General features: G+C 69.4%; 24 protein-coding genes and 1 pseudogene. 13 read left to right on the top strand and 12 right to left on the bottom strand.

Annotated features, from left to right (window positions below):
* Positions 1-149 precede the first annotated feature (149 nt).
* On the top strand, positions 150-812 hold the full coding sequence (locus tag IEZ15_RS19265; protein ID WP_189278373.1) for a TetR/AcrR family transcriptional regulator: 663 nt from the start codon (positions 150-152) through the stop codon (positions 810-812).
* A 203-nt stretch (positions 813-1,015) separates the two neighbouring features.
* Positions 1,016-2,548, top strand: coding sequence for an MFS transporter (locus tag IEZ15_RS19260; RefSeq protein WP_114245038.1), 1,533 nt, complete (start codon positions 1,016-1,018; stop codon positions 2,546-2,548).
* Positions 2,549-2,658: 110 nt separating this feature from the next.
* On the opposite strand, the gene IEZ15_RS19255 is transcribed toward IEZ15_RS19260, so the two are convergent.
* The gene (locus IEZ15_RS19255) at positions 2,659-3,171 is read right to left on the bottom strand and encodes a MarR family winged helix-turn-helix transcriptional regulator (RefSeq protein ID WP_189278370.1); all 513 of its coding nucleotides are present in this window, start codon (positions 3,169-3,171) and stop codon (positions 2,659-2,661) included.
* A 136-nt stretch (positions 3,172-3,307) separates the two neighbouring features.
* Here IEZ15_RS19255 and IEZ15_RS19250 point away from each other — a divergent pair, with 136 nt between their 5' ends.
* Complete coding sequence (locus IEZ15_RS19250; RefSeq protein ID WP_189278368.1) at positions 3,308-4,090, top strand: dioxygenase family protein; 783 nt, start codon at positions 3,308-3,310, stop codon at positions 4,088-4,090.
* 18 nt (positions 4,091-4,108) lie between these two features.
* Here IEZ15_RS19250 and IEZ15_RS19245 read toward each other — a convergent pair whose 3' ends face one another.
* Entirely contained in the window at positions 4,109-5,191 is a 1,083-nt protein-coding gene (locus tag IEZ15_RS19245) for a questin oxidase family protein (RefSeq protein WP_189278367.1), read from the bottom strand.
* Between the two features lie 72 nt (positions 5,192-5,263).
* Positions 5,264-5,803, bottom strand: a complete 540-nt coding sequence (locus IEZ15_RS19240; RefSeq protein ID WP_189278365.1) for a GNAT family N-acetyltransferase — start codon at positions 5,801-5,803, stop codon at positions 5,264-5,266.
* Positions 5,804-5,951: 148 nt separating this feature from the next.
* Between IEZ15_RS19240 and IEZ15_RS19235 the strand changes: the two genes are divergently transcribed.
* Positions 5,952-6,950 carry a sigma-70 family RNA polymerase sigma factor gene (locus tag IEZ15_RS19235; RefSeq protein ID WP_189278363.1) on the top strand — a complete coding sequence of 333 codons (999 nt, stop codon included), beginning with the start codon at positions 5,952-5,954 and terminating at the stop codon, positions 6,948-6,950.
* Between the two features lie 144 nt (positions 6,951-7,094).
* Here IEZ15_RS19235 and IEZ15_RS19230 read toward each other — a convergent pair whose 3' ends face one another.
* Positions 7,095-8,057, bottom strand: coding sequence for a helix-turn-helix transcriptional regulator (locus IEZ15_RS19230; RefSeq protein WP_114245033.1), 963 nt, complete (start codon positions 8,055-8,057; stop codon positions 7,095-7,097).
* A gap of 92 nt (positions 8,058-8,149) precedes the next feature.
* Here IEZ15_RS19230 and IEZ15_RS19225 point away from each other — a divergent pair, with 92 nt between their 5' ends.
* Positions 8,150-9,703: an MFS transporter gene (locus IEZ15_RS19225; RefSeq protein WP_189278361.1), complete on the top strand. Its 1,554-nt coding sequence runs from the start codon at positions 8,150-8,152 to the stop codon at positions 9,701-9,703.
* Positions 9,704-9,793: 90 nt separating this feature from the next.
* On the opposite strand, the gene IEZ15_RS19220 is transcribed toward IEZ15_RS19225, so the two are convergent.
* From IEZ15_RS19220 to IEZ15_RS19210, 3 genes are all read right to left on the bottom strand, one after another.
* A complete protein-coding gene (locus IEZ15_RS19220) occupies positions 9,794-10,564 on the bottom strand; it encodes a DUF6227 family protein (protein ID WP_189278359.1) in 771 nt (256 codons plus the stop codon).
* Positions 10,565-10,698: 134 nt separating this feature from the next.
* Positions 10,699-11,889 (bottom strand): P1 family peptidase, encoded by a 1,191-nt coding sequence (locus IEZ15_RS19215; protein ID WP_189278358.1) that lies wholly within the window; start codon positions 11,887-11,889, stop codon positions 10,699-10,701.
* Between the two features lie 61 nt (positions 11,890-11,950).
* The gene (locus IEZ15_RS19210; RefSeq protein WP_189278537.1) at positions 11,951-13,114 is read right to left on the bottom strand and encodes a low temperature requirement protein A; all 1,164 of its coding nucleotides are present in this window, start codon (positions 13,112-13,114) and stop codon (positions 11,951-11,953) included.
* A 296-nt stretch (positions 13,115-13,410) separates the two neighbouring features.
* Here IEZ15_RS19210 and pflB point away from each other — a divergent pair, with 296 nt between their 5' ends.
* From pflB to IEZ15_RS19170, 8 genes are all read left to right on the top strand, one after another.
* Positions 13,411-15,669, top strand: a complete 2,259-nt coding sequence (gene pflB / locus IEZ15_RS19205) for a formate C-acetyltransferase (protein ID WP_189278356.1) — start codon at positions 13,411-13,413, stop codon at positions 15,667-15,669.
* Positions 15,670-15,850: 181 nt separating this feature from the next.
* The gene (gene pflA, locus IEZ15_RS19200) at positions 15,851-16,633 is read left to right on the top strand and encodes a pyruvate formate-lyase-activating protein (protein ID WP_189278535.1); all 783 of its coding nucleotides are present in this window, start codon (positions 15,851-15,853) and stop codon (positions 16,631-16,633) included.
* A 106-nt stretch (positions 16,634-16,739) separates the two neighbouring features.
* Positions 16,740-17,867, top strand: a complete 1,128-nt coding sequence (locus tag IEZ15_RS19195) for an MFS transporter (protein ID WP_189278354.1) — start codon at positions 16,740-16,742, stop codon at positions 17,865-17,867.
* On the top strand, positions 17,864-20,188 hold the full coding sequence (locus tag IEZ15_RS19190; protein WP_189278351.1) for a molybdopterin oxidoreductase family protein: 2,325 nt from the start codon (positions 17,864-17,866) through the stop codon (positions 20,186-20,188). Before IEZ15_RS19195 ends, IEZ15_RS19190 begins: the two co-directional genes overlap by 4 nt.
* A 7-nt stretch (positions 20,189-20,195) precedes the next feature.
* Positions 20,196-20,798 (top strand): 4Fe-4S dicluster domain-containing protein, encoded by a 603-nt coding sequence (locus tag IEZ15_RS19185; protein ID WP_114245025.1) that lies wholly within the window; start codon positions 20,196-20,198, stop codon positions 20,796-20,798.
* The gene (locus tag IEZ15_RS19180; RefSeq protein WP_189278349.1) at positions 20,795-21,463 is read left to right on the top strand and encodes a QcrA and Rieske domain-containing protein; all 669 of its coding nucleotides are present in this window, start codon (positions 20,795-20,797) and stop codon (positions 21,461-21,463) included. The genes IEZ15_RS19185 and IEZ15_RS19180 overlap by 4 nt, the downstream gene beginning before the upstream one ends.
* A complete protein-coding gene (locus IEZ15_RS19175) occupies positions 21,460-21,846 on the top strand; it encodes a DUF6755 family protein (protein ID WP_189278347.1) in 387 nt (128 codons plus the stop codon). Before IEZ15_RS19180 ends, IEZ15_RS19175 begins: the two co-directional genes overlap by 4 nt.
* Before the next feature lie 21 nt (positions 21,847-21,867).
* Complete coding sequence (locus tag IEZ15_RS19170) at positions 21,868-22,077, top strand: hypothetical protein (RefSeq protein WP_114245022.1); 210 nt, start codon at positions 21,868-21,870, stop codon at positions 22,075-22,077.
* 41 nt (positions 22,078-22,118) lie between these two features.
* On the opposite strand, the pseudogene IEZ15_RS19165 reads toward IEZ15_RS19170, so the two are convergent.
* The 5 genes and pseudogenes from IEZ15_RS19165 to IEZ15_RS19145 form a co-directional block, all read right to left on the bottom strand.
* Positions 22,119-22,649: pseudogene (locus IEZ15_RS19165) on the bottom strand (large conductance mechanosensitive channel protein MscL); the annotation flags it as partial.
* Positions 22,650-22,772: 123 nt separating this feature from the next.
* Positions 22,773-23,264 carry a hypothetical protein gene (locus IEZ15_RS19160; protein WP_322109356.1) on the bottom strand — a complete coding sequence of 164 codons (492 nt, stop codon included), beginning with the start codon at positions 23,262-23,264 and terminating at the stop codon, positions 22,773-22,775.
* A gap of 279 nt (positions 23,265-23,543) precedes the next feature.
* Positions 23,544-24,377, bottom strand: coding sequence for an S-methyl-5'-thioadenosine phosphorylase (locus IEZ15_RS19155; protein ID WP_189278343.1), 834 nt, complete (start codon positions 24,375-24,377; stop codon positions 23,544-23,546).
* Positions 24,378-24,458: 81 nt separating this feature from the next.
* Positions 24,459-24,818, bottom strand: a complete 360-nt coding sequence (locus IEZ15_RS19150) for an FmdB family zinc ribbon protein (protein ID WP_114245019.1) — start codon at positions 24,816-24,818, stop codon at positions 24,459-24,461.
* A gap of 214 nt (positions 24,819-25,032) precedes the next feature.
* On the bottom strand, positions 25,033-26,319 hold the full coding sequence (locus tag IEZ15_RS19145) for an MFS transporter (protein WP_114245018.1): 1,287 nt from the start codon (positions 26,317-26,319) through the stop codon (positions 25,033-25,035).
* Positions 26,320-26,357 lie beyond the last annotated feature (38 nt).

Below are 26,357 nucleotides of genomic sequence, written 5' to 3'. Positions count from 1 at the left end.
ATCCTTTCCCCGTTTGAACCTGTGTCCCCGTGAAGCGGGGAGATGGTCCCCGGTTACGGGAAGGGGTCGCCATGAAGAACGAAGGGCGTCGCAATGACCAACGGCGTCGTGATGAGGGCCGGAAGAGCCGGAAGGCAGGGGTAGCCGTCGTGGATACCGTCACCCGCACCGCCACGGGAGCAGTGCGGCCCCGGACGACCCGTCCGAGGGCCGACGCACTGCGCAACCGGGAGCGGATCGTGACGGCCGCGCGCGAGATGTTCGTCGAGTTCGGGCCGGATGTGCCGCTCGACGAGGTCGCCCGCCGCGCCGGCGTCGGCAACGCCACGCTCTACCGGAACTTCCCCGACCGGGCCGCGCTGACACACGAGGTCGTGCTCTCGGTCACCTCCCGCACCACCGACCGTGCGGAGGAAGCGACGGCCGAAGAGGCCGATCCCTTCGCCGCGCTCAGCCGCTTTGTGCACGCGGCGGCCGACGAACGGATCGGGGCGCTGTGTCCGATGCTGTCCGGCAGCTTCGACAAGAACCATCCCGAATTGCTCGCCGAGCGTCGGCGCCTCGAAGAGGCCGTCGAAGGGCTCGTGGCGCGCGCCATGTCCGCGGGGCGCCTGCGTACCGACATCGCCGTCGGTGACGTGCTGGTCGCCCTCTCCCAGCTCACTCGGCCACTGCCCGGCACCGGCTGCCTGGACATCGACCGGTTCACCCACCGCCACCTACAGCTGCTCCTGGACGGGCTGGAGGCTCCGGCCCGGTCCCAACTGCCCGGAACGGCTGCGACCTTGGAGGATCTGCGGCGCCGGCCATGACGCCCGCACCGGGCCCCTGAGCGGGGTGCCCGGTGGCGCGCCCGCCACGCCTTGACCATCCCTTCCCTTTCACCGCGTTCCTTTTCACCGCGCTCCCTTGCGCCGACGGTCGTCTCGCCGACCGCCCTCGACCGACTGCCCGTTCGCCGACCTCTCGGTTCACGACTTCGCGCGCCCACGCGCGTCCTTAGGTGGATGCCTCCATGTCAAAAACAGCTGATATCCGACTCCCGGACCCCAGCCGCTGGAAAGCGCTGGCGTTCATCGCCCTTGCGCAACTGATGGTCGTGCTCGATTCCACGATCGTGAACATCGCTCTGCCGCACGCCCAGACGGCCCTGGGCATCACCGATGCCAACAAGCAGTGGGTCATCACGGCCTATGCCCTCGCCTTCGGAGGGCTGCTGCTCTTCGGCGGCCGGATCGCCGACCTCTGGGGGCGCAAGCGCACCTTCGTCGTCGGCCTGATCGGCTTCGCGCTGGCCTCCGCGCTCGGTGGCGTGGCCCAGAACCAGGGCATGCTGTTCGGCTCGCGCGCGCTCCAGGGTGTCTTCGGCGCGCTGCTCGCTCCTGCGGCCCTGTCGCTGCTCGCCGTGATGTTCACCGATGGCAAGGAGCGCGCCAAGGCGTTCGGCATCTACGGTGCGATCGCCGGTGGCGGCGGCGCCGTCGGCCTGATCCTCGGTGGCTTCCTCACCCAGGCGCTGAACTGGCGCTGGACGTTCTTCGTCAACATCCCGTTCGCGATAGTCGCGGCCGCGGGCGCGTACTTCGTGATCCGTGAGCCGGCCGGCAGCCGTAACCGCTCGTCGCTCGACATCCCGGGCGTCGTCCTGTCCGCGCTGGGCCTGGTCTCTCTGGTGTACGGATTCACCCGCGCCGAGTCCGCCGGCTGGTCGGACGCGCTGACCATCGGCATGTTCGTCGCGTCCGGTGTGCTGCTCCTCGCATTCGTCCTGACCGAGGCCCGGGTCAAGTCGCCGTTGCTGCCGCTGCGCGTCGTGCTGGACCGCAACCGCGGTGGCGTCTACCTCTCGCTGGGTCTGGCCATCATCGCGATGTTCGGGCTGTTCCTCTTCCTGACGTACTACCTGCAGGTCGTGAAGGGCTACTCGCCGATCAGGACGGGCTTCGCCTTCCTCCCGATGATCGCGGGCATGATCACCGGCTCGACGCAGATCGGTGCCCGGCTGATGACCCGGGTTCCGGCACGCAAGCTCATGGGCCCCGGCTTCCTGACCGCTGCCGTCGGCATGCTGCTGCTGACGCAGCTGGAGATCGGCTCCTCCTACACCACGCTGATCCTGCCCGCACAGCTCCTGCTGGGGCTCGGCATGGGTACGGCGTTCATGCCGGCCATGTCGCTGGCCACGCACGGTGTCGAGCCGAGGGACTCGGGTGTCGCCTCCGCGATGGTCAACACCTCGCAGCAGGTGGGCGGCGCGATCGGTACGGCGCTGCTGAACACCATTGCCGCGTCGGCCGCGACGGCGTACGCCACCTCGCACGCCGCACTCGGCGCCACCGACCCGGAGCTGCTGAAGCTCCAGTCGATGGTGCACGGCTTCACCGGCGCCATCTGGTGGGCCGTCGGCATCCTGGTGGTGGCCTTCGCGATCGCGGTGACCTTCATCAATGCCGGCCGTCCCTCGGCGACCGCGGTGACCGGAGCCTCTGGCTCGGGCGACGCCGACGGCGTCGAGGACGAGTTCAAGGTCCCGGTCGTCGCCCACTGAGGGCTGAACACCGATGCGGGTCGCGCAATGCGTGACGTGAAGTGATGTGAACGCGGCTCTGCCCCGGTTCCGCTCGGCGGAACCGGGGCAGAGCCGCGTTCGACGACTGCTCAGCGCAGCCAGGGCAGGTCCGCGTCCGTGCCTTCCGGCTGCAGTCCGGTGGCGACGACCTGCATGATCTCGCCGAGCGAACGCATCTGCTCGGGTGTGAGCCGGTCGAACATCGCCTGGCGTACGGCGCTGACATGGCCCGGCGCGGACCGGCGGAGCATCTCGTAGCCCTCGTCGGTGAGGACCGCGTTCTGGCCGCGCTTGTCGGACGGGCAGTCCTCGCGGCGCACCCAGCCGCTCTTCTCCAGCCGCGCGACGGCATGCGAGAGCCGGGAGCGGGTGATCTTGGCGTCCTTGGCGAGCTCGGTCATCCGCTTTTGGCGGCGGGGCGCCTGGGAGAGCTGGACGAGCAGTCCGTAATAGATGTGCGGCATGCCGGCATCGCGCTGCAGCTGGCGGTCGAGGTGGTCCTCCATCAGCGTGGTGGCGTGGAGATATGCACGCCAGACGCTCTGCTCTTCGTCGGAGAGCCAGCGGGGCTCGCCGGGGGATGCCGTGGTCATGTACTCCACTGTACGACCTTTTCTTGAAAGTTTAACTAGATAGAGCTAAGGTCTCGGGAGGTAGGAGCTTGAAGATTAAAGAATCCTTCCTTTTCAAAGAGACCTCTAAAAGACTTACCTCGATCAGCAGCGGATGGGGAGTGCCATGACTGTCACCGCGGAACGCATGCCCGCCCTCTATCTCTCCCACGGCGCACCGCCGCTGGCCGACGACCCGGTCTGGCCGGGCGAACTGGCCGCCTGGTCCGCGCAGTTGCCACGCCCCCGCGCGATCCTGATGGTCTCCGCGCACTGGGAGGAGGCCCCGCTCGCCCTCGGCGCGACGGAGGCCGTCCCGCTCGTCTACGACTTCTGGGGCTTCCCCGAGCACTACTACCAGGTGCAGTACGCGGCCCCGGGCGCCCCGGCGCTGGCGGAGAACGTACGCAAACTGCTGCGCGGAGCCGGTACGCCGGTCCAGGACATCCCGGACCGCGGGCTCGACCACGGGGCGTACGTCCCGCTGGTCGAGATGTTCCCCGGCGCCGACATCCCCGTGCTCCAGATCTCCATGCCGACGCTGGACCCGCAGAAGCTGATGGACATCGGGCGCAAGCTCGCGCCGCTGCGCGACGAGGGCGTCCTGATCGTCGGCAGCGGCTTCTTCACCCACAACCTGGCCGCCCTGCGGCATGCGGGCGGCGGCACCCCCGGCTGGTCGGCGGAGTTCGACGACTGGGGGAACCGGGCGCTCCAGGCGCAGGACATCGACGCGCTGCTGGACTTCGAGCGCAAGTCCCCGGCCGGCCGGCTGGCCCACCCGCGCACCGAGCACTTCGCGCCGCTCTTCGTGGCACTCGGCGCCTCGGAGGGTGAGCTGGACCGGGGCCGCAGCGTCATCGACGGATTCTGGATGGGACTTGCGAAGCGGTCGGTGCAGTTCGGCTGAGCTCCGTCCGAGGTCCTGTCACAGGGCCGGCGGATTCAGTTCGATCGAGCGGAGTGCGGCGGCGAGGGCCGTCGCATCGCCGATGTCCAGTGCGGTGTCCGTGAACTTGATGGTGTGATCGTCGCCGTGCGCCACCGCCCGCGCGAAGAGCTCCTCGGCCGACGCTGTCGCTGGTGTGTACGGGGCCGGCTCGGCCGGGCCGTACGCGGCGGTGACCGCGGCGCTCGCCGCCCAGGCGGCCTGCAGGCTCGGCACCCACAGTGCGCGGGGGAGTGCGGGCAGCGTGCGCAGCACGGCATTGGGTGCGGTCGCGGCATGCACCAGCATGATCGGTTCGCCGTGCCCGTGCGTGGCGTAGCGGTGGGTCGCGGCCCGCACCAGTTCCTCCAGCCGGGCCCGCGCCTCGTCCGGGTCGTCGGTGAACCGCTGCGGCCACACCGGGAACGCGGTGAGCTGCGCCAGCCGGTCCCGGATGCCGCCGCTCTGCTCGGGCACCGGCGGTACGGCGTCCAGCGCGGACGCGGCGCTCGGTGCGGGCGCCAGCGGTGTCAGCGTGGGAAGCGGCTGGTGGCGGGCGGCCCAGTAGCCGAGGCCGTGGGCGAGCTCGGTGATCCGGGGCGCGCTCGCCTCGCCGGCGAGCAGAGTGCGTACGCAGTGGCCGACCCGGATCACGGGGTGGGTGGCGCCCGCCGCGATGCCGGGCAGCAGCCGCGGCCACCACTCGGTCAGGACATCCCGCCAGGGGCGCTCGGCCGTCTCCCGCTCGAAGTACTCAGTCCAGTCCGCGATCCGGCGCGGGTCGCCCAGGGCCTCGCGCCAGTTCTCCGCGGTCACCCGGGACGCGGTGTCCGGCATGTCCTCCAGCTTGTGGCTGTAGTGGTCGAGCCACCGGTGGACGGCCGGTGCCTGACCGTGCCGGACCAGCGCCTCGACGGCCATCGGACCGTGATTGCTCAGCCAGCCGTTCCGTTCGGGGCCCGCGGTGTGGAGACGTTCCAGCGCCTCGTCGAGCGTGCCCGTGGTGTCGTCGGTGGCACCGGTGGTCGTGTCGGGTGTGCCGTTTTTGCTGGTTGTGCCGTCCCTGCTCGTTGTGTCGTTCATACGGCAGCACGCTAGGCGCGGCGTCCGCGGTGCGTAACGGGCCGTGGACCTAGGCCGCGACCGGGCCGGGCCCTAGGGCTGTGGCCCCAGCCGCTTCTCGTACCAGGCCACGTCCCAGTACGTGCCGAACTTCCGGCCCACCTCGGCGTACGTACCGACATGGCGGAAACCGAAGCGCTCGTGCAGCCGGGCCGACGCGTCGTTGGGCTGGGTGATGCCCGCGTACGCGCGATGCACGTCCTCGCCGGCGAGTGCCTCGAACAGGGATGAGTAGAGGAGCGTGCCGATGCCGCGGCCGGTGGCCCACGGGGCGCAGTACACGCTCACCTCGACCGAGGTCGCGTACGCGGCCTTGGGACGGAAGGCGCTGCTGGTGGCGTACCCCAGGACCGAGGCAGGGCCGACAATGCGGACATCCTGAGCAACCAGAAGACGGTGCGGGCCGTCTTCAGGATGGGAACGAAGCCACGGCAGCCGCTGTTCGGGTGTAAAGGGGGCCGTATCGAATGTGAGCGCGGTCTCACGTACGTAATGGTTGTAGATGTCCGTGAGCGCTACCAAATCACCTTCGGTGCCCGTCCTGACCTGCACTTTCGTCTGGATGCTCGGCATGTGTACTCCCTTCGCGGCGCGACAGGGTACTGCATGATCGCGAAAATGAATGCCAGGCATGGGAATTCTGTCCGGATTCCAGTCGTTGTTTCCATCGGATGCAGGGCACCCGAGAGGGTGTCGCGACCTACTCAGCAAGGGAGCACGCATGGCAACCCGTGCCGTCGCCCGTCGTTCGTCCGCCACCGGCGGGACCAGCCGGGCAAGCAGTGTTCGCGCCTCGAGCGGGGAGATCGCCGATCGCGACCTGGTCGGCATGTACCTGGACGAGATCGCGCGTACCCCGCTGCTCGATGCCGCAAAGGAGGTCGAGCTGTCGCAAATCGTCGAGGCGGGTGTTTACGCACGGCAGATTCTCGGCGGTGCGGTGGAGAGCGAAGCCGGTGGAGCCACGCGCGAGGAGCTGGAGGCGCTGGTCGCCGAGGGCGAGCGCGCCAAGGACATATTCATCCGTTCCAACCTCCGGCTCGTCGTTGCCGTCGCCCGCCGCTATCCGCGGGCCGGGCTGCCCCTGCTCGACCTGATCCAGGAGGGCAACGCGGGCCTGGTGCGCGCGGTCGAGAAGTTCGACTACGCCAAGGGCTTCAAGTTCTCCACGTATGCGACGTGGTGGATCCGTCAGGCCATCACCCGTTCCATAGCCGACCAGTCCCGTACGATCCGGCTCCCCGTTCACCTGGTGGAGGAGCTCGGCCGGATCCGACGGGTGCAGCGCGAGTTCAACCGTGAGCACGGGCGTGAGCCGGAGCACACGGAAATAGCCGCCGAGCTGGACACCACGCCGGAGCGTGTGGGTGACGTCCTGGACTGGGCCCGTGACCCGGTCAGCCTCAACATGTCCGTGGACGACGAGGGTGAGACGCAGTTCGGTGACCTGCTGGAGGACACCTCCGCGGTGTCGCCCGAGCAGTCGGTGATGACGCTGCTGCGCAGCGAGGAGCTGGAGGACCTGATCGGCAAGCTCGACAACCGCACCGCATCGATCATCCGTATGCGGTACGGCATCGAGGACGGCCGTGAGCGGACCCTCACCGAGGTGGGCAAACAGCACGGACTGACCCGTGAGCGGATCCGCCAGATCGAGAAGCACGCGCTGCTCGAACTGAAGCGAATGGCCCACGACACGGGTTTTGACGCTGCGGCGTGAGCCATCGTCCAGTAACCTCCGAAATAGGTCGCTTCGCGTGACCCCCTGAACTGAGTCCCGGCGCCCACCCCCCCTGGCGCCGGGGCTCATTCTTTCTGTGCGTTCGGCGGCGGCCGGGTCGGTCGTCGTTCGGGCGGCGACGCGTCAGTGTGCTGTCGCGCGGGTCAGCCGGGCGCCCAGATGACTCAGGTACTCCACCAGCTGTGGTGGCTCGTGCGCGGTGAACTCGCAGTCCACCAGTGCCAGTCGGAGCGCCACCCACTCCAGCGAGTCCGACAGGACCGCCCGCAGCCGGCAGCTGTTCTCGCCGGTCCGCTCCAACGGGCCGATCGAGGCCGGCAGCCGCGCGGACACGAAGTCCGCCGGGGCTGCGAAGCTCACATCGACCGCCAGCTCCGGCTGCCGCCGGGCGATGGAGCTGCTGAGGAACTCCGCCGCATCACCCGTCGGCAGCTCACGCGGTGTGAACCGGGCCCCGGTCGCGAACGGCTCGCTGACCCGGTCGACCCGGAACGTACGCCAGTCCTCGCGCCCCAGGTCGTACGCGACGAGATACCAGCGCCACCCCGTGCTCACCAGTCGGTACGGCTCGGCCTGCCGCTTCGTCTCGGCGCCGTCACCCGCACGGTAGGCGAACCGCAGCCGCTCCCGCCCGGTGACCGCCGCCGCCATCACCGTCAGTGTGTGCGGATCGATCGTCGAGCCGTCGCCGCGGGTCAGCGGCATCGTCGCGTTCTGGAGGGTCGAGACCCGGTGCCGCAACCGCGACGGCAGCACCTGCTCCAGCTTCGCCAGAGCCCGTACGGACGCCTCGTCGACCCCCTCGATGGCATGGCCGGCGCCCGCCCGCAGGCCCACCGCGATGGCCACCGCCTCCTCGTCGTCGAGGAGCAGCGGCGGCATGGCGGTGCCCGCGACGAGGCGGTAGCCGCCGACCGATCCGCGCGAGGCCTCGACCGGATAGCCGAGATCGCGGAGCCGGTCGATGTCGCGGCGGATGGTGCGCGGGCTGACGTCGAGCCGCTCGGCGAGCTCGCTGCCCGGCCACTCGCGGGGCGTCTGGAGGAGCGACAGCAGATTCAGCAGTCGTGCCGGGGTGTCGGTCATGGGCTCAGCCTCGTGCCGGGGTGTGGGTCATCCCATCAGGATGCCCATCTATTGGGTCATGAGCTGACCTAATGGCCGTTTAGCTTCTTCATATGACTTCTTCCGCATCTCTGCCGTCCACGGCATCCGGGCCCACGGTGTCCTCGGACCCGTCGGACCGGCGACGCTGGTTCGCGCTCGCCATCGTGATGACCGCGGCCTTCATGGACCTGGTCGACGTCACGATCGTCAACATCGCCATCCCGAGCATCAAGAGCGACACCGGTGCCTCGTTCAGCTCGATCCAGTGGATCACCGCCGGATACGCCCTGGCCTTCGCGGCCGGTTTGATCACCGGCGGCCGGCTCGGCGACATCTACGGCCGCAAGCGGCTCTTCCTCATCGGTATCGGCGGCTTCACGCTGGCCTCCGCGCTCTGCGGCTTCGCCGCGAACCCGGAGATGCTGGTCGCCTCCCGCATCCTCCAGGGCGGCACCGCCGCGCTGATGGTTCCGCAGGTGCTGTCGATCGTGCACGCCACCTTCCCGGCGCACGAGCGCGGAAAGGTCTTCGGTCTCTTCGGCGCGATAGTCGGCCTCGGCGCCGTCTCGGGACCGCTGCTGGGCGCGCTGCTCACCGAGTGGAACATCGCAGGTCTCGAGTGGCGTCCGATCTTCCTGATCAACCTGCCGGTCGGCATCGCGGGCCTGATCCTGGGCCGGAAGTTCATCACCGAGTCAAAGGCCCCCAAGGCGCTCCGGCTCGACCTGATCGGTGTCGCCCTGGTGACGCTGGCACTGCTGATGCTCATCTACCCGCTCACCCGCGGGCGCGAGCTGGGCTGGCCGGTCTGGGGCTATGTGTCGATGGTCGGCAGCCTCCTGGTGTTCCTGGTCCTGGTGGTGTTCGAGCGGAAGAAGGCGAGCAAGGACGGTTCGCCGCTGGTCGAGCTGTCGCTGTTCCGGGTCAAGAGCTTCGCGGCGGGCATCGCCGTGCAGCTGACCTTCGGCATCGGTCTCGGCATCTTCTTCCTGGTCTGGACGCTCTACATGCAGATGGGTCTCGGCTGGAGCGAGCTGCGGGCCGGCACGACCGGTATCCCGTTCTCGGTCGCCGTCTCGTTCGCCGCCGGGATCTCCGTACAGAAGCTGGTGCCCCGCTTCGGCCGCAAGGTCCTCCAGGCGGGCGCACTGCTGATGATCGCCGGCCTGCTGCTCTACATCTGGGAGTCCGACCGGTACGGCATGGGAATCACGTCCTGGCAGATGGCCCTGCCGCTGGTGGTCATGGGCACCGGCATGGGCCTGATCGTGGCCCCGCTGACGGACGCGGTGCTGTCCGAGGTGCCGAAGGAGCACTCGGGTTCGGCCTCCGGGCTGATCAACACCGTGCAGCAGATGGGCAATGCGCTCGGGCTCGGACTGGTCTCGGTCGTCTTCTTCGGCTCGATCAGCGACCGGCCGGCGCCGCAGGAGGTGGGCCCGGCGTTCGCGGAGGCGTTCCAGCACTCGCTCTGGTGGGTGGCAGGGGTGCTCGCAGTGATCTTCCTGGTGATGTTCGCGCTGCCCGCGCGGCCGCGGCAGCACGTGGAGGGCGGCGACGAGGGCATGGACACCGTTGCCGAGCCCGAGGTCGAGCTCGGCAAGGAGCCCGCGCTGACGCCGTGATGCCCTGAAGCGCGACGGTGCCCGCACCCCTCGGGGGTGCGGGCACCTGCGTGTGCGGGCGCGAGCGTGGGCTCCCGCCCTCCCCCTCGGTCAGCAGATGCGTGTGCGGCTCTCCATGGCTCCGCGTGCGGCGTCCTCGTCGCCGTACACCTCGCACATGTGGCGGCCGTCCGGCGTGGCTGTGTGCTCGACCTCCCACAGGCTCGTCTCGCTGCCGTCGAGGAGCAGGAAGGCGTGCTCGTAGAGCGTGAATCCGGCGTCCCGCCCGTCCACCCGGCACTGCCGGCCGAAGACCTGGGTGATGTGGTGGGCGAAGGCGGCGCGCAGCAGCCGGGCGGTCTCCTCACCGGGGCCGTCGCTGTTCTCCGCGCGGCGCAGGACACGGCGGGCGTGGTCGGCGGAATTGTCCGGGGCGTACATCCGGGGCAGCGGGACCGGGGGAGCCGCCATCAGAACCGTGAGTATCTCCAGGTCGGCATGCGGCCCGTCGTCCCCGAACACCGGGACCTCACCGAAGCCGCCGGTCAGCCGGGCAGCCGCGACTTGGATGTCGGCCTCGTCGTCGTACAGCTCGTGGTGCCGGAGGTCGGGCTCCGTCCCCGGCTGCGGGTTTCTCGTGCTCCGCGGACCGCTGTGCACCAGCTCCCACAGGGTGAAGGGGGTGCCGTCGGACAGCAGATACGTATGCCGGTAGGTCTCGCGGTGAAGTACGGAACTGTGGTGCGAGGAGTGCAGGGAACTGCTGTGGGCGAGTGCGGTACCGAGTCTCTCGACCGTACTGTCGGGCAGGTCGAAAGAGTTGAGTGCCCGTCGCAGGAGTCGCTCGAGGTGCTGCTCGGTTGTCTCGTACGGATCGCTCAAGGTGCTGTCTCCAGGCCGTCGCCGCGTGTTACTTGGTGCGTGCTTAACGTAGTCCCTGGGTCCGACATCGTGACCGGGGTTCAGGAAAACGTATGACACACACAGATGGTTCCTGGTGGTTCGTCCGAACTTCCTTACCCAGGAGGCGAGCCGGGGTCCGGGTGGCTGCCCGGCGACGGCCGTGAGGGGTTCCCGCGAGCTCCGTAGAGGTCGCTGTACGCGGGATAGCTGCCGCCGCCGGGGCGGCCGTTGACGCTCTGAGCTGCCCGGACAGCCTTCACGATGGCACGGGTCAGGGTGTCCGCACCGGCCGCCAGCAGGTCGTTGAGCGCGATCGGGTTCTGCGGATCCAGCGCCCGGACGCCGGTGGCCAGCGCGAAAACGGTGTCCCCGTCGGTCAGCAGATGCACGGGGCGGACGGCGCGCGCCAGTCCGTCGTGCGCCGTACCCGCGAGCTTCTGCGCCTGGGCCCGGGTGAGATCGGCGTCCGTGGCGACGACGGCGAGGGTGGTGTTGAGCGGGGGCCGCGCGTCCGCCTCCCGTGCCTCGGCCAGGCGTTGCTGCGCGGCCAGGTGGACCTCGGGCGCGGGGTACACCGGCGGTTTTGCGGCGCCGTACTCCCCGTACAGCACTCCGGTGCGCGGATCGACGACCGAACCTGCCGCGTTCACCACGACGAGCGCGCCCACCGTGATCCCGGACGCCAGCCGCACGCTCGCCGTGCCCACCCCGCCCTTGAGCTGCCCGGCGACCGCGCCCGTGCCGGCGCCGACACCTCCTTCGACGACCGGCGCCCCCGGCTCCGTATCCGCCGCGTCCTCCACCGCCGCGCGGCCGGTCGAGGCGTCCGGGCGGGCCCGCCAGTCACCGCCCCGCCCCAGGTCGAAGATGCATGCGGCGGGGACCACCGGCACCACTTGAGCCGGATCGGGGCCGACCCGCACCCCGCGCCCCCGTTCCTCCAGCCAGGCCATCACGCCGGACGCCGCATCCAGGCCGTACGCGCTGCCGCCCGTCAGGACGACGGCATCCACGCGCTGCACCAGATTGCGCGGATCGAGCGCGTCCGTCTCCCGGGTGCCGGGGCCGCCGCCGCGTACGTCGACGGCCGCGATCGCACCGCCCTCGGGGGCGAGGACCACGGTGGTGCCGCTCAGTGCGCCCGCGCCCGTCACCTGCGCATGGCCGACGCGCAGCCCAGTGACATCGGTCAGCGCGTCGAGCGGCCCGGTGACATCGGTCAGTGCGTCGAGCGGCCCTGACGATATGGGCGATGTGTGCTGCGCTACGGAGCGCTCTGCCGACTCCTGTGGTTCTTCCGTCATTGCGTGCTCCTCACTGGACTCACCACTCACCACTCACGATTTGCCACTCACGACTCATCGCTCACCGCCCCGTGTGCTCATCCCTCACAGCGGGCCGTCGGGACAGCGCCACCTCCACGATCACGGTCGCCGCCGCCACCAGGCCGGCCGCGAGCACCGCCCACTCCCCGGCGAACGTACAGGCCAGAATGGCCAGCGCGGCCACAGGGAGCGACAGTTGCTCCGCGAGATCGCGTTTGAAGTGGCGGGCGTGCAGCGCCCACACCGTCAGCAGGAAGAGTGCGGAGGGCACGGTCACCGCGGCGGCGGCCACCGTGTCCGAGACGTGGGCCTTGCCCACGGCCTCCTCCACCGCGACCTCGATGCCCGCGCCGATCGCCGCCGCGGAGCCGAAGATCAGGTAGTGCCCGTATCCCCAGATGAACGCTTCCCTGCTGCCTCGGAGGTAGTCATGGATCGGCACGGCGAAATAGATCCACCAGGCGGAGAAGACGATCAGCAGCCCGCCCACGGCGATCGGCAGCAGCTCACCGAACGCTCGGTGTTCGTCCAACGCCTCCTGGACCGCGACCGTGGCCGCCGCGATCGTCTCGCCCAGCACGATGATCGTGAACAGGCCGTACCGCTCACCGATATGGCGCGGATGCCAGCTCGTCGGGCGGTCGCGCTCGGCGATCGCCGGAACGGACATCTCGGCGAGCACGAGCACGGCGAAGACGGCCGCACGCGCTCCGCCCGTGTCGTCGGTCAGCAGCAGCATGGCGATCCAGCCCAGCTGCACCACGGTGATCCCGACGGCGTACCGCAGCGCGACGCGCCGCTCTGCGCCCCGGGTACAGTACGCGGCGCGCAGCCACTGGCTGGTGAGGGCGAGCCGCATCACGACGTAGCCGACGACGCCGATCGTCCAGTCGCCCGCGTCGAAGGCGCGCGGCACCCCGGCGGCGAAGATGAGCACACCGGTGATCTGGACGAACGTGACTACGCGGTACAGCGGGTCGTCGGTGTCGTAGGCCGAGGCGAACCAGGTGAAGTTGACCCAGGCCCACCAGATCGCGAAGAAGACAGCCGCGTAGCTGACGATTCCGGTGGCGGCGTGGCCCTCGGCGACGGCATGCAGCAGCCGCCCGCCGGCCTGCGCCACGGCGACGACGAAGCAGAGGTCGAAGAAGAGTTCCAGCGGGGTCGAAGCGCGATGTCTCTCGGCGCGGCTGCGGGCGGTCATTCCAGGCATGGGGACCAGCACACCAGACGAGGATCGGCGGCGCCCAGGGGGGGCGCGCCCCGGGCGCGAGTCGGGCGTGCATCGGAAAATTCTTGTGAAAGTATTCACAAGCGAACGAGGGTCCAAAGTCCTCGGAGAAATCGCAGGTCAGCAGGGTGATGCCGGGTCAGATCCGTTATCTGACGGGACCTTGGGCCCTTCGACAGGGACCATTGCGGGCCCGGGACTGCGGAAATCGGGAGTGCAATGGACGCAGCGGCAATGAGGCGCACGGACGATCTCGGAAGGTGCGGGCCATGACGGCGACTGCGGCAGAGGCGACGACGGACAGCGGGGCCTGGGACGGTTTCAGGGGCGGGCTGTGGCGCGACGCGATCGACGTCCGTGACTTCGTCCAGCAGAACTACACCCCGTACGAGGGCGACAGTTCCTTCCTCACCGGCCCCACTGCCAGGACCACCGCGGTCTGGGAGAAGCTCCTCTCGATGTTCCCGGACGAGATCGCCCGCGGCATCCACGACGTGGACGTGAAGACCCCGTCCCGGATCGATGCCTTCGAGCCGGGGTACATCGACGCCGACCGCGATTTGATCGTCGGGCTCCAGACCGATGCCCCACTCAGGCGAGCCATCATGCCGAACGGGGGCTGGCGGATGGTCGAGGGTGCTCTGAACGCGTACGGCTACGAGGCCGACCCCGAGGTCAGGGAGATCTACACCCGTCTCCGCAAGACTCACAACGAGGGCGTCTTCGACGCGTACACACCCGAAATCCGAGCCTGCCGCACCTCCGGCATCATCACCGGACTGCCGGACGCCTACGGCCGCGGCCGCATCATCGGCGACTACCGCCGCGTCGCCCTCTACGGCGTCGACCGGCTGATCGCGGCCAAGGAGGACGGCAGGGCCGCCCTCGGCGAGCAGTGGCCGACCGAGCACGTCATCAGGGACCGTGAGGAGATCGCCGAGCAGATCAAGGCCCTGAAGGAGCTCAAGGCGATGGCGATGTCGTACGGCCACGACATATCGGGGCCCGCCCGTACCGGTCGTGAGGCCGTGCAGTGGCTGTACTTCGGCTACCTCGGTGCCGTGAAGGAGCAGAACGGCGCGGCCATGTCGATCGGCCGCATCGACAACTTCCTCGACGTCTACCTCCAGCGCGACATCGAGCGCGGACTCATCACGGAGGAGCGGGCACAGGAGTTCATCGACGACTTCGTCATCAAGCTCCGTATCGTCCGCTTCCTGCGCACCCCGGAGTACAACGAGCTGTACTCCGGCGACCCGACCTGGGTCACCTGGTCGATGGCCGGCATCGGTGAGGACGGCCGCCCGCTCGTCTCCCGTACGACCTTCCGGGCCCTGCAGACCCTCTACAACCTGGGCCCGGCCCCCGAGCCGAACCTCACGGTCTTCTGGTCGCAGCGACTCCCCTCCGGATTCAAGGAGTTCGCCTCGAAGGCCGCCATCGACACCTCGGCGCTCCAGTTCGAGTCGGACGAGCTGATGCGCCCGAAGTACGGAGACGACACGGCGATCGCCTGCTGCGTCTCCGCGATGGCGGTGGGCAGGCAGATGCAGTTCTTCGGCGCCCGTGTGAACGTCGCCAAGGCGCTGCTGTACGCGATCAACGGCGGCCGTGACGAGAGGACGGGCAAGCTCGTGGTGAGCGGCTTCGAGCCGGTCACCGACGAGTACCTCGACCACGCGACTGTCGCCCAGCGGTACGACGCGATGCTCGACTGGCTGGCCAGGACGTATGTGCACGCGCTCAATGTCATCCACTACATGCATGACAAGTACGCGTACGAGCGCCTGGAGATGGCCCTCCACGACCAGGAGATCCTGCGCACCATGGCCTGCGGCATCGCAGGTCTGTCGGTCGCCGCCGACTCGCTCTCGGCCATCAAGCACGCCCGGGTCAGGGTGATCCGGGACGAGACGGGTCTCGCGACGGACTACGAGATCGAGGGCGACTACCCTGCGTACGGCAACAACGACGACCGTGCCGACGCCCTTGCCCGCGGCATCGTCCACGACTTCATGGAGAAGGTCCGCAAGCACGCGACGTACCGGGGCGCGGTGCACACTCAGTCGGTGCTGACCATCACCTCCAACGTCGTCTACGGCAAGAAGACCGGCAACACCCCGGACGGCCGCCGCTCCGGCGCCCCGTTCGCCCCGGGTGCCAACCCGATGAACGGGCGCGACGAGCACGGCTACATCGCCTCCGCCCTGTCGGTCGCCAAGCTGCCGTACGACGACGCCGAGGACGGCATCTCGCTGACCAACACCATCACGCCGGACGCACTCGGCCGCACCCCCGAGGAGCGGATCCAGAACCTCGCCGGCGTGCTGGACGGATTCATGGCGAGCGACGGCTTCCACATGAACGTCAACGTGCTCGACAAGGCGACTCTGGAAGACGCCATGGAGCACCCGGAGCGCTACCCGCAGCTGACCATCCGGGTCTCCGGATACGCGGTCAACTTCGTGCGGCTGACCCGCGAGCAGCAGCTCGACGTCATCAACCGCACCTTCCACGGCTCGCTCTGATCCTCCCCGATCGCTCCGAGCCCCCTGAACCGCGCGGCGTCGGGAGCCCATCCCCCGTAGGGCCCCGGCGCCGCGCGCTCCGCGCCCGTCGCGCCCGGCCACCGAACGCCCCGCCTGCACAGGAGGCCCTGCCATGGCCACACTCCTCGACAACATCGACAACATCGACAACGCCGGCGACATGGACAACATCGGCACCTCCGTCACTCCGGCGGGTGCGGCCACCCGTCGGCCGGTCTCCGGAGCGGTCCACTCCTGGGACCTGTCGACGGGCATCGACGGCCCGGGCACCCGCTTCGTCGCCTTCCTGGCCGGCTGTCCACTGACTTGCCTCTACTGCCACAACATCGACACCCTGCGGATGCGCAGCGGCACCCGGATGTCGGTGGACGACCTCGTCGCCGAAGCGGGCAAGTGCACGACGTTCATCCGGGCCGCGGGCGGCGGCGCCACCATCAGCGGCGGCGAACCACTGCTGCAGCCGGTCTTCGCCGGTGAGCTCTTCCACCGCTTCAAGCACGGGCTGGGGCTGCACACCGCCCTGGACACCTCCGGCTTCCTGGGCGCCCGCGCCACCGACGCACTGCTGCGCGACGTCGATCTGGTCCTGCTCGACATCAAGTCCTGGGACCGAGCCACATACCGCAAGGTCACCGGCCGGCCGCTGGAGCCGACCCTGGACTTCGCCCGCCGCCTCGCCGACCTCGGCAAAGAGGTGCACGTCCGCTTCGTACTGGTGCCGGGACTGACCGACGATCCGGCCAACGTCGACGGTGTCGCTTCGTTCGCCGCCTCCCTCGGCAATGTCTCCCGTGTCGATGTCCTCCCCTTCCACAAACTCGGCGAGGCGAAGTGGCAGGCGCTGGGCAAGTCCTTCACCCTGCACGACACCCCGTCACCCACCCCCGAGCAGACCGCCTTGGCTTGCGAGATCTTCACGTCCCACGGACTGCGGGCCGTCTGACGCACTGCGAGCCGCCCGACTGGCTTCGAGCCGGTCGGGCGAACGGGCTCACCCCGCAGAGCCGCAAAACAGGACCAATCACCCCGTGTGACCCTACGGTGACGGGGTGACCGAGCCACCAGACGTCTCCGCCGCCCAGCCCGCTCCTGGTGCACGCGCTGACTTTGCCGGAGTGCCCGCCGCCCCGCCGCCCCCCGGGGCCGCCGCGCCCCGGTCCGTCACCGCCCGCGCGACCGCGGCCGGCGTCATCGTCTCCGCCCTGCTGATCCTCGCGATCGTGTTCGGCAGCCGGCTTCTGGAAAACTTCGACTCCGCCCTTCTTCCGTACGCCGTCGCCACCGTCTTCCTGGCCTTCGGCGTCGCCTACCGCTACACGGTCTGGGTTTCCGCGCCCGGTGCCCGGCGCCTGTTCAAGCAGGGGTGGCGGACCTTCTTCTCCGTGGCCAACTTCCGCCAGGCCCCCACCGCCCTGCCCAGGATGATCGCCACCTATCTGGGCTTCCAGAAATTCCTCGGCGCCCGCTCCTACGCCCGCTGGGCCGCCCACCAACTGATCTTCTGGGGCTGCATCCTCGCCTCCCTGATCACCTTCCCGCTGACCTGGGGCTGGTTCACCTTCACCTCCGGTTCCGGCTCGGGCCCCGGCTACGAGATGCGCATCTGGGGCTTCAAGATCATCGGCTTCGATTCCCTGGACATCCTGGGCTGGCTGATGTTCCACGGCCTGGACATCGCCGCCGTGCTTGTCATCCCCGGCGCCTCGTACTTCTTCTGGCGGCGGATGAAGGACCGGGGCGCCATCACCGGCCAGCGCTTCGCCTACGACCTGGTGCCGCTGATCGCCCTGATCGTCATCTCCGTGACAGGTCTGCTGCTCACCTTCTCGTCGATCTTCCTGCACGGCGGGGGATACGAATTCCTGGCGATCCTCCACATGATGTCGGTGGTCTTCACCCTCATCTACATCCCGTTCGGGAAGTTCTTCCACATCGTCCAGCGCCCGGCCGCAGTCGGCATGCAGCTGTTCAAATACACCGCCCGGCAGAACCAGGAGGTCTTCGGCTGCCGCCGCTGCGAGGAGCCCATCGATACCGGGCCGTACGTCGAGAACCTCCGCGGCACCATGCGCGACCTCGGCCTCGGCTTCGACGAGTGGGCCGAATACTGCCCGCGCTGCAAGCGGGTGCTGCGCGGCAGCGCCTACCTCTCCCAGGTGAAGAAGGGCTTCAAGTGACCTCGGATCCGCGAGCAGCCGACCCCCGTACGGCCGTCCCTCTCGACCTCTCCCTCGCTCCGCCCGGCACCCGGGCCTTCCGGGACGCGGGAGGTATCCCCGCCGACCGGTGGCACGCCGACCAGGAGGGCGAGACGCTCGTCCCCACCCACTGCTGCTTCTGCGGGGTCCAGTGCGGGATGTATCTGCGCGTCGACCGTGGAGGCAAGGTCTTCGGCGTCGAACCCCGCAACCACGACATCAACCGGATGCGACTGTGCCCCAAGGGCATCAACGCGTATCAGCAGGTCAACCACCCCGACCGGCTCACCGCGCCGCTCCTGCGCCGCTCCCGCGACGAGGACTTCCGCGAGGTCTCCTGGGACCAGGCACTCGACTTCACCGCCTCCGAGATCAAGCGCATCCAGCAGAGTTACGGGAACGACGCCTTCGGGCTCCTGGGCGGCGCCAGCCTCTTCTCCGAAAAGACCTATCTGGTCGGCAAATTCGCCCGGGTCGCCCTCAAGTCCCGGCATGTCGACTACAACGGCCGGCTCTGCATGGTCAGCGCCGCGGGCGCCAACAAACTCGCTTTCGGTATCGACCGGGCCGGCAACCCCTTCTCCGACATGCTGCTCACCGACTGCCTGCTGATCGCAGGCTCCAACGTCGGCGAGTGCTTCCCCGTGATGACCCAGTACGTGTGGGGAGCCCGGGACCGCGGCGCAAGCCTGATCGTCGTCGACCCGCGCCAGACCGCGATCGCCCGCACGGCCGACATCCATGTCGCGCTCAAGCCCGGCACCGACTCGGCGTTCTTCAACTCCGTACTGAATGTGGTCATCGAGGAGGGCCTGACCGACGAAGCCTATCTCGCCGCCCACACCACCGGCTGGGAGGAGGTGAAGGCCAAGGCCGGCGAGTACCCGCCGTCCCGGGCCGCCGAGATCTGCGGCATCCCCGCCCAGCAGATCGTCCAGGTCGCCCGCGCCTTCGCCCGCGCCCCCAAGGCCATGGCCTGGCACGCCCGCGGCATCGAGCACCACTCGCAGGGCGTCGAGAACTGCCTCAGCGTGATCAACCTCTGCACCGCCACCGGCCACATCGGCAAGCCCGGTGCCGGTTACGGCACCCTCACCGGCCAGGGCAACGGGCAGGGCGGCCGCGAGCACGGCCAGAAAGCCGACCTCCTTCCCGGCGGCCGCTCGATCATGAACGAGGAGCACCGCAGACAGATCTGCGAGATCTGGGGCATCGAGGAGTCCGAGCTCCCACCCGCAGGCACCTCGATGATGGAAATGGTCTGGCAGATGCAGCGCCGCGAGATCCGCGGACTGATCGGCATCTGCAACAACCCCTTCGTCTCCCTTCCCAACTACGGGGTGGTCAAGGAGGGGTACGACGCCACAGAGTTCCATGCCCAATTCGATTTCTTCCTTTCCGAGACCGCTGCCAACGCACATGTCGTCTTCCCCGTCACCACCTGGGCCGAGGACGAAGGGGTGATGGCCAACGCCGAGGCCCGGGTGGTCAAGCACAACAAGGCCCAGGACCCGCCCCCCGGCGTACGGACCGACACCTGGGTGATGTGCGAACTCGCCAAGCGCCTGGGTGCGGGCGACAAATTCGCCTTCGCCGACTCCCGCGAGGTCTTCGACGAACTGCGGACCGCTTCCGCCGGCACCGTCAACGACTACTACGGCATCACCTACGAACGGCTGGAGGAGACCGGCGGGATCGTCTGGCCCTGCCCCTCCACCGACCACCCCGGCACCCCCCGCCTCTTCGAGGACGGGAAGACCTACCATCCCGACGGCAAGATCCATCTGCAGGTCGTCGAGTGGCACCCGCCGATGGACCCGTACGACGACCAGCACCCCATGTCGCTGACCACCGGGCGTACCGTCGCCCACTTCCTCTCCGGCAACCAGACCCGCCGGCTCGGCGGCCTCGTCGAACAGACCCCGCGCCCCTGGGCCGAACTCCACCCCTCCCACGGCTTCCGCAACGGCGAACCGGTCCGCGTCGTCACCCGGCGCGGCAGCGAGGTCTTCCCCGCCCTGGTCACCGAGGCGATCCGCCCCGACACCGTCTTCATCCCGTACCACTGGCCCGTCCCCACCTCGGCCAACGCCCTGACCATCGACGCCCTCGACCCCCGCTCCAAGATCCCCGAATACAAGGTGTGCGCCTGCCGTATCGAGCACGCCGAAACGATCGACGAGGTCCCCGCACCTCCTGTCGCGCCTGGCCATGCGGCCTACCCGGAGGCCCAGGTCTCCCGTACCGACCCGCTGCCGCCCACGTCCCCCCAGGGCCGTGGCACCTCGGAGAGGGGCTGATCGCCGCATGATGGGCAGAACGATCTTCATCGACCCGGGGCGCTGCATCGGATGCCAGGCCTGTGTCTCCGCCTGCCGGGAATGCGACTCGCACCGCGGCAAGTCGATGATCCATCTCGACTACACCGACGAGGGCCAGTCCGTGGCCTCCCTTCCCACGGTCTGCATGCACTGTGAGGACCCGGTCGCTCCGTGCGCCGAGGTCTGCCCTGCCGACGCGATCCTGGTGACCGCCGACGGTGTGGTGCAGCAGGCGGACACCACCCGCTGCATCGGCTGCGCCAACTGTGTCAACGCCTGCCCCTTCGGCGTTCCGAAGATCGATCTGCAGGCGAAGCTGCAGATGAAATGCAACCTCTGCTACGACCGCACCGCCTATGGCCTCGCCCCCATGTGCGCGACCGTCTGCCCGACGGGAGCGCTGTTCTACGGAACTGTCGAGGAGCTCCAGGCCGAGCGTCCCGGCGTCCAGGTCGCCGACACCTTCGTCTTCGGCCGGAGCGAGGTCCGCACCGGCGTCGCCATGGTCGTACCCGCCGACAAGGTCCAGTGGCCGGTGCCCGGCGGCCTTCCTGTCGTCGAGATCAACGGGAAGGACGTCCGCCGATGAGCGCCACCGACCAGCCGCCCTCCGGGGATCCGCGCAAAGCCCTGCACGACCGGATCGCCGCCGGCGCCCTCGCCACCCGGCGCGACTACCTCCGGATCGTCGCGACCGTCTCGGGCGGACTTGCCGTCGCCGGCCTCGGCGTGGCCGGCGGAATCCTTCCGCGTCACGGCGACCCCGACGACGCCAAGGCACCCGCGCCGAAGAAGATCACCGCCCAGCTTCTTCCCGGTGAGTCCATCGCCTTCCGCTACCCGGACGAAGACGACCGGGCGGTCGCCGTCCGGCTCGACGACGGCACCCTTGTCGGCTACTCCGCGATCTGTACCCATCTCGCCTGTGCCGTGCTCTGGCGCAAGGACCGCGGCCCCGAAGGTGAGCTGTACTGCCCCTGCCACGAGGGCGTCTTCGACGCCCGCACCGGCGAGGTCACCGCCGGGCCACCGCCCCGCGCACTGCCCAAGGTGGTGCTCACCGAGCAGACCGACGGCAGCATCTGGGCGGTCGGCACGACCCGCTCGGGCGAGAGCATCGAGCACGGCCTGTGCCGCCGGCTCAGCGCTGACCGTCCGGACCTTGCGTCCCGCATCGGTTGCCCCGCGGTCAGAGGCACAGGCGCGGAGGCACCCCGGGCCGCCGAGGCCGAGACCCCCGGCAGGCGGACATGACCGACGCCCGGCAGTCCCGTGACCAGGAGTCCCCCGACTATCCGGAGTACCGCCCGGGCAGCGCCCGCCCCGAACTCAACCGCCCCGTCCACGAACGCTATCCGCAGATCCGTGCCACCAGCGGCTACGGCGACCCCCGGGTCCGCCACACCGGCCCTGGCCCGGGTGCCGGCACCGACCAGGAACCCGAACGCTCCTCGAAACTGACGGCCCGGCTGGCCCTGGCGATGACCGTCGTCATCGGACAGCTCTGGGGCCTGACCGTCGTCGTCGACGCGTGGATGGAGGGCAACACCGGCACGGCCTGGTGGGGTGCCGGCTTCCTCTGTCTGTCGTTCCTCGTCGTCCTCGGGCTGTGGGCGCTCGACCCGAAGGACCGCTGACCACAGCCGTACCCTTGAGGTATGAGCACCGCCCCCGCCCCCGGCCCGCGCGATTCGAAGCCGACCCAGCCGGAACAGAAGAAACCCAAACCGGCTCTGGTCTTCGACGATCCGCTGGACCAGCAGTCCGCGGACGATACGGACCGAGGGTGGGGCGAGCGGGCCCCGGCCGGCGGCAGCGCCGCCGATCTGGCGCGCTTTCTCGATGAGAAGCCGCCCCACCACATCTGAGCCCCCGCTCCGTGGTGGTCCGACGACGCTGCTTGCGGTCTTCCCGCCGCGCCTCCCGCTACTGGTCGTGACCTCGGCCGGGGTCCTGCCCAAAGGTCCCGCCCCCCCGGGCCGCCACGCTGTGAGACGAGGGCGTCGCGGATCTCCTTCAGCACCTCCAGCTCGCTGACCTCCAGCGTCTCCTGCACGCCCTCCTTCGCGGCCTGCATGGCCGCCCGCCCGGCAAGGTACTTGGCCATGGGCAGCACCATCAGGAAGTAGACGACGGCCGCCGTGATCACAAAGCTGAGAGTGGCGCTGAGCACCGAGCCCCACAGGATCCGGATGCCCTCGGTCACCTCGCCCGTCTTCGGGTTTGTGACGCAGGGCCCCTTGAGGCAGGAGCTGTAGCTCTCCAGGTCCTTGGTGCCGAACGCACCGACCAGGGGGTTGATGACGCCCTTGACGAAAGCGTTCACGATCTGTGTGAACGCGGCGCCGATCACGACGGCGATCGCCAGGTCGATCACATTGCCGCGCAGCAGGAAGGCTTTGAATCCTTCCAGCAGACTGACCTTCTTCTTCTCGCTCACGGGTGAGCCTTCCTTCGCATGTGCCGTAGGCGGAGCAAACTCCTCCGCAACTTACGGCAGTAAGCGATGGAAACACCCGATCTGCGCCTTTGGTCCGGTGATTTGACAGCTCATCAGTACGAATCAGCACAGGGTCACCGCCAGCCTGGCCGAGATACCCGCTCCGGCCAGCGATGCGGCGGTGCCCCGGGGGACCGACAGCACGATCAGCGCACCGTCCTCCGCGGGACCCTCGGCCGAGGTCTGCGGTACGTCTGCCACCCGCGCGCCCTTCGCCAGCACCCGGGCGTCGGCTCCGGTCCCCTCGGCGGCGATCACGTCGACGCGGTCCCCCGGCCGCAACAGCCGCACCGTCCCCGCATCCGCGATCCGGACCGGCGCGGACACCAAGGGGACCGGACGCCGCGCCCGCTCCGGCGCCGACCCGGCCGTACTCCCCGCCCCTGCCCCATGCGCCGCATCGCCGCCCGCGGCGCTCCCGCCCAGCCCCGTCGCGGCCAGCGCGGCAGCCGTCAGGGCCAGCCCGGCGGCCAGCGCGCGACGCTGCCGCCACAGAGCCCGCCGCAGCCGGTGCCCACCACTTCCGCGCACCCGCAACGGCTCGAACGCGGGCACGCCACAGGGCGGGGGAGCCGACGCCGGAGGCCCTGGAGTCATGGCCGGAGCGGATCGTTCAGAGGGCACACACGGGGACGACGGGAACGACTGGGACGACTGGGACGACTGGGACGACTGGGACGACGGGAACATGGCCAACACCACCTGCCGTGAAGAGTTTCGGGCGAACACCCCTCACGATCCACCGGCCACGAGTTTCCCGCCGAGGCCTGTGGACGGCCCCGGCGTTGTGGATAACCCCGTCACCCACCCATGCCGCAACCGTCACCCACCCCGCTAAGGAAGCTCGATCCCCGTCTCGAGCCCGTCCAGCGCATGCGAGCACGGGCAGTCGCGGTCCGCCTGCGCAGGCAGCGCGGCCACCACGTCGAAGAGCACCGCGCGCAGTCGGTCCACGTTGGCCGCGAACACCTTCAGGACCTCCCCGTGCGAGACGCCCTCCCCGGCCTCAGCACCCGCGTCGAGGTCCGTCACCAGCGTCATCGTCGTGTAGCAGAGGCCCAGTTCACGGGCGAGGACCGCCTCCGGGTGCCCGGTCATCCCGACCACCGACCAGCCCATCGCCGCATGCCAGCGCGACTCGGCCCGGGTCGAGAAGCGCGGCCCCTCGACCACCACCAGCGTCCCGCCGTCCACCGGCTCCCAGCTCTTCGCGCGAGCCGCCGCCAGCGCGGCCCTGCGCCCATCGGGGCAGTACGGGTCGGCGAAGCCCAGATGCAGGACGTTCGACTCCGCGCCATCGGCCCGGATCTCCCCGTCGTAGTACGTCTGCGTCCGGGCCTTGGTGCGGTCCACCAACTGGTCGGGCACGAGCAGGGTGCCCGGCCCGTACTCCGGACGCAGGCCGCCCACCGCGCACGGGCCGAGCACCTGACGTACGCCGACGGAGCGCAGCGCCCACAGGTTGGCCCGGTAGTTGATGCGGTGCGGCGGCAGATGGTGGCCGCGTCCGTGGCGGGGCAGGAAGGCGACCCGGCGGCCGCCGACCTCGCCGAGGAACAGAGAGTCGCTCGGCCGTCCGTACGGGGTGTCCACACGCACCTCCGTGACGTCCTCCAAGAAGGAGTACAAGCCCGAGCCGCCGATGACACCGATCTCTGCGTTCGCCATGCGATCACACTAGCGGCGCGGGAAAACGCCGAGGACCCCGCCGGTCGGATCGGCGGGGTCCTCGGGGAAGTGCGGTTCGGCTCAGGCGGCCGACGTGCCACTCGTCGAAGACGAAGAGGACGAAGAGGACGAAGAAGAGGAAGACGCGGCGGACGAGGAGGAAGCGGACGACTTCGTGTCCGATCCCTTCGACGACGATGAATCGGACGAAGCGGAACCGGACGCCTTCGCCGAGGCCGACGTCGGCGTGCTGCTCGACGAGGAGCCACGGCTGTCGTTCCGGTAGAAACCGGACCCCTTGAAGACAATGCCGACCGCCGAGAACACCTTCTTCAGGCGTCCTTCGCAGCTCGGGCACACGGTCAGGGCATCGTCGGTGAACTTCTGCACCGCCTCGAGGCCCTCGCCACATTCGGTGCACTGGTACTGATAGGTCGGCACTTGTCTTCCTCCTGGCACTCTCACTCGATGAGTGCTAACAGTCGTCAATGGTAGCTGCTACGGGCCGCTGTTTGCAGTTATGTCTGTCACCTGCCCGGAGGGCAGCGGTCAGGGCTCGGCCGTCATGAGGGCCGTCGGCCCGAGTGAAAAGCTGCCACATGATGTGGCGGAGGGGTCACACTGACGTATTCCGCTGATGCGAGCGTATGAATCGTCATTCTCCGGCCGCGACAGGGTCGCGGTGAACCGTGCCGCGTGCGGCCGTGATGGTCGCGCGGGCCGGTGTCAGTCGCGAACGCAGTGACACCAGGGTGACCAGCGCCAGTACGGTTCCCACCAGCGGCACCACGAAACCGGTGCTCGCGCCGTGGGCGTCGGCGAGCCGCCCGGCGACCGTCACCGCGGCCGCCTGGCCGAGGGCGACCGAGCCCGTCAGCCAGGTGAACGCCTCGGTCCGGGCGGACCCCGGCACCAGCGCCTCGACGAGCGTGTAGCCGCTGATCAGGGCCGGGGCGATGGAGAGTCCGACCAGCAGTCCGAGCCCGGCCAGCAGGGGCACGGAGTGCACGGCCCACAGTCCGGACGCGGTCAGGGTCAGCGCCGCGTACCCGACGATCAGACGCCGCCGCGGCCCGCTCTTCCAGGCAATGGCGCCGCAGGCGATCCCGGCCAGCATGTTGCCGGCCGCGAAGACCCCGTACAGCAGACCGTTCGCGCCGGGCCGGCCGATCTCCTCGGCGAAGGCGGTCAGCGAGACCTGCATGCCGCCGAAGACCGCGCCGATGCCCAGGAAGGCCACCGCGAGCACTCGTACACCCGGTACGGACAGGGCGGACACATGCCGCCGGGAGGTACCGGACTCGGTGCTGCGCACCGCGGGCTGTGTGCGGCGCTGCGCGGCGAAGAGCAGTCCACCGGCCAAGGTCAGCCCGGCCTCCGTGATCAGACCGGCCGCCGGGTGCACTCCCGTGCACAGTGCGGTGGCGAGCACCGGGCCGATGACGAAGGTGAACTCGTCCGTCACCGATTCGAAGGCGGCCGCGGTGGACATCAGCGGTGAGGCCTTGCGGCCCGGTGCCGCGCCCAGTACGGCCGCCCAGCGGGCCCGCACCATCGGGCCGATCTGCGGAACGGACGCACCGGTCGGCACGGCCGCCGTGAACAGGGCCCACAGGGGCGCGTCCGCCAGCGCCAGCGCCGTGAGCGCCGACACGGACGCCGCGTGCACCAGGACACCGGGCAGCAGCACGGCGCGCTGGCCGAAACGGTCGGCGAGTTTGCCGGTCTGCGGTGCGAACAGGGCCATGGAGACACCGGTCACGGCAGCGACGGAGCCCGCGCTGCCGTAAGAGCCGGTGGTGTGCTGAACCAGTAGCACGATGCCGATTGTCAGCATCGCGAACGGCTGCCGTGCGGCGAAGCCCGGCAGGAGAAACGTCCACGCACCGGGGGTGCGCAGCAACTGCCCGTAACCGGGGCGGTCGGAGACCGTGGACGCCACGGTCCATGCCTTTCTGCCGCCTGGTGGCCGAGCTCCCG

The sequence above is a fragment of the Streptomyces atratus genome (assembly GCF_014648655.1).
GTDB lineage: Bacteria > Actinomycetota > Actinomycetes > Streptomycetales > Streptomycetaceae > Streptomyces > Streptomyces atratus.
The sequence above is the reverse complement of the archived record's forward strand: the minus strand, read 5'-3'. Positions and strand labels throughout refer to the sequence as shown.

Excerpts from the sequence above, each read along its gene's own strand:
- IEZ15_RS19245 (WP_189278367.1), bottom strand. The coding sequence starts at position 5,191 with ATGAACGACACAACGAGCAGGGACGGCACAACCAGCAAAAACGGCACA.
- pflB (WP_189278356.1), top strand. The coding sequence starts at position 13,411 with ATGACGGCGACTGCGGCAGAGGCGACGACGGACAGCGGGGCCTGGGAC.
- IEZ15_RS19180 (WP_189278349.1), top strand. The coding sequence starts at position 20,795 with ATGAGCGCCACCGACCAGCCGCCCTCCGGGGATCCGCGCAAAGCCCTG.
- IEZ15_RS19215 (WP_189278358.1), bottom strand. The coding sequence starts at position 11,889 with ATGACGGAAGAACCACAGGAGTCGGCAGAGCGCTCCGTAGCGCAGCAC.
- IEZ15_RS19175 (WP_189278347.1), top strand. The coding sequence starts at position 21,460 with ATGACCGACGCCCGGCAGTCCCGTGACCAGGAGTCCCCCGACTATCCG.
- pflA (WP_189278535.1), top strand. The coding sequence starts at position 15,851 with ATGGACAACATCGGCACCTCCGTCACTCCGGCGGGTGCGGCCACCCGT.
- IEZ15_RS19185 (WP_114245025.1), top strand. The coding sequence starts at position 20,196 with ATGATGGGCAGAACGATCTTCATCGACCCGGGGCGCTGCATCGGATGC.
- IEZ15_RS19260 (WP_114245038.1), top strand. The coding sequence starts at position 1,016 with ATGTCAAAAACAGCTGATATCCGACTCCCGGACCCCAGCCGCTGGAAA.
- IEZ15_RS19250 (WP_189278368.1), top strand. The coding sequence starts at position 3,308 with ATGACTGTCACCGCGGAACGCATGCCCGCCCTCTATCTCTCCCACGGC.
- IEZ15_RS19240 (WP_189278365.1), bottom strand. The coding sequence starts at position 5,803 with ATGCCGAGCATCCAGACGAAAGTGCAGGTCAGGACGGGCACCGAAGGT.
- IEZ15_RS19210 (WP_189278537.1), bottom strand. The coding sequence starts at position 13,114 with ATGACCGCCCGCAGCCGCGCCGAGAGACATCGCGCTTCGACCCCGCTG.
- IEZ15_RS19235 (WP_189278363.1), top strand. The coding sequence starts at position 5,952 with ATGGCAACCCGTGCCGTCGCCCGTCGTTCGTCCGCCACCGGCGGGACC.
- IEZ15_RS19155 (WP_189278343.1), bottom strand. The coding sequence starts at position 24,377 with ATGGCGAACGCAGAGATCGGTGTCATCGGCGGCTCGGGCTTGTACTCC.
- IEZ15_RS19225 (WP_189278361.1), top strand. The coding sequence starts at position 8,150 with ATGACTTCTTCCGCATCTCTGCCGTCCACGGCATCCGGGCCCACGGTG.
- IEZ15_RS19170 (WP_114245022.1), top strand. The coding sequence starts at position 21,868 with ATGAGCACCGCCCCCGCCCCCGGCCCGCGCGATTCGAAGCCGACCCAG.
- IEZ15_RS19230 (WP_114245033.1), bottom strand. The coding sequence starts at position 8,057 with ATGACCGACACCCCGGCACGACTGCTGAATCTGCTGTCGCTCCTCCAG.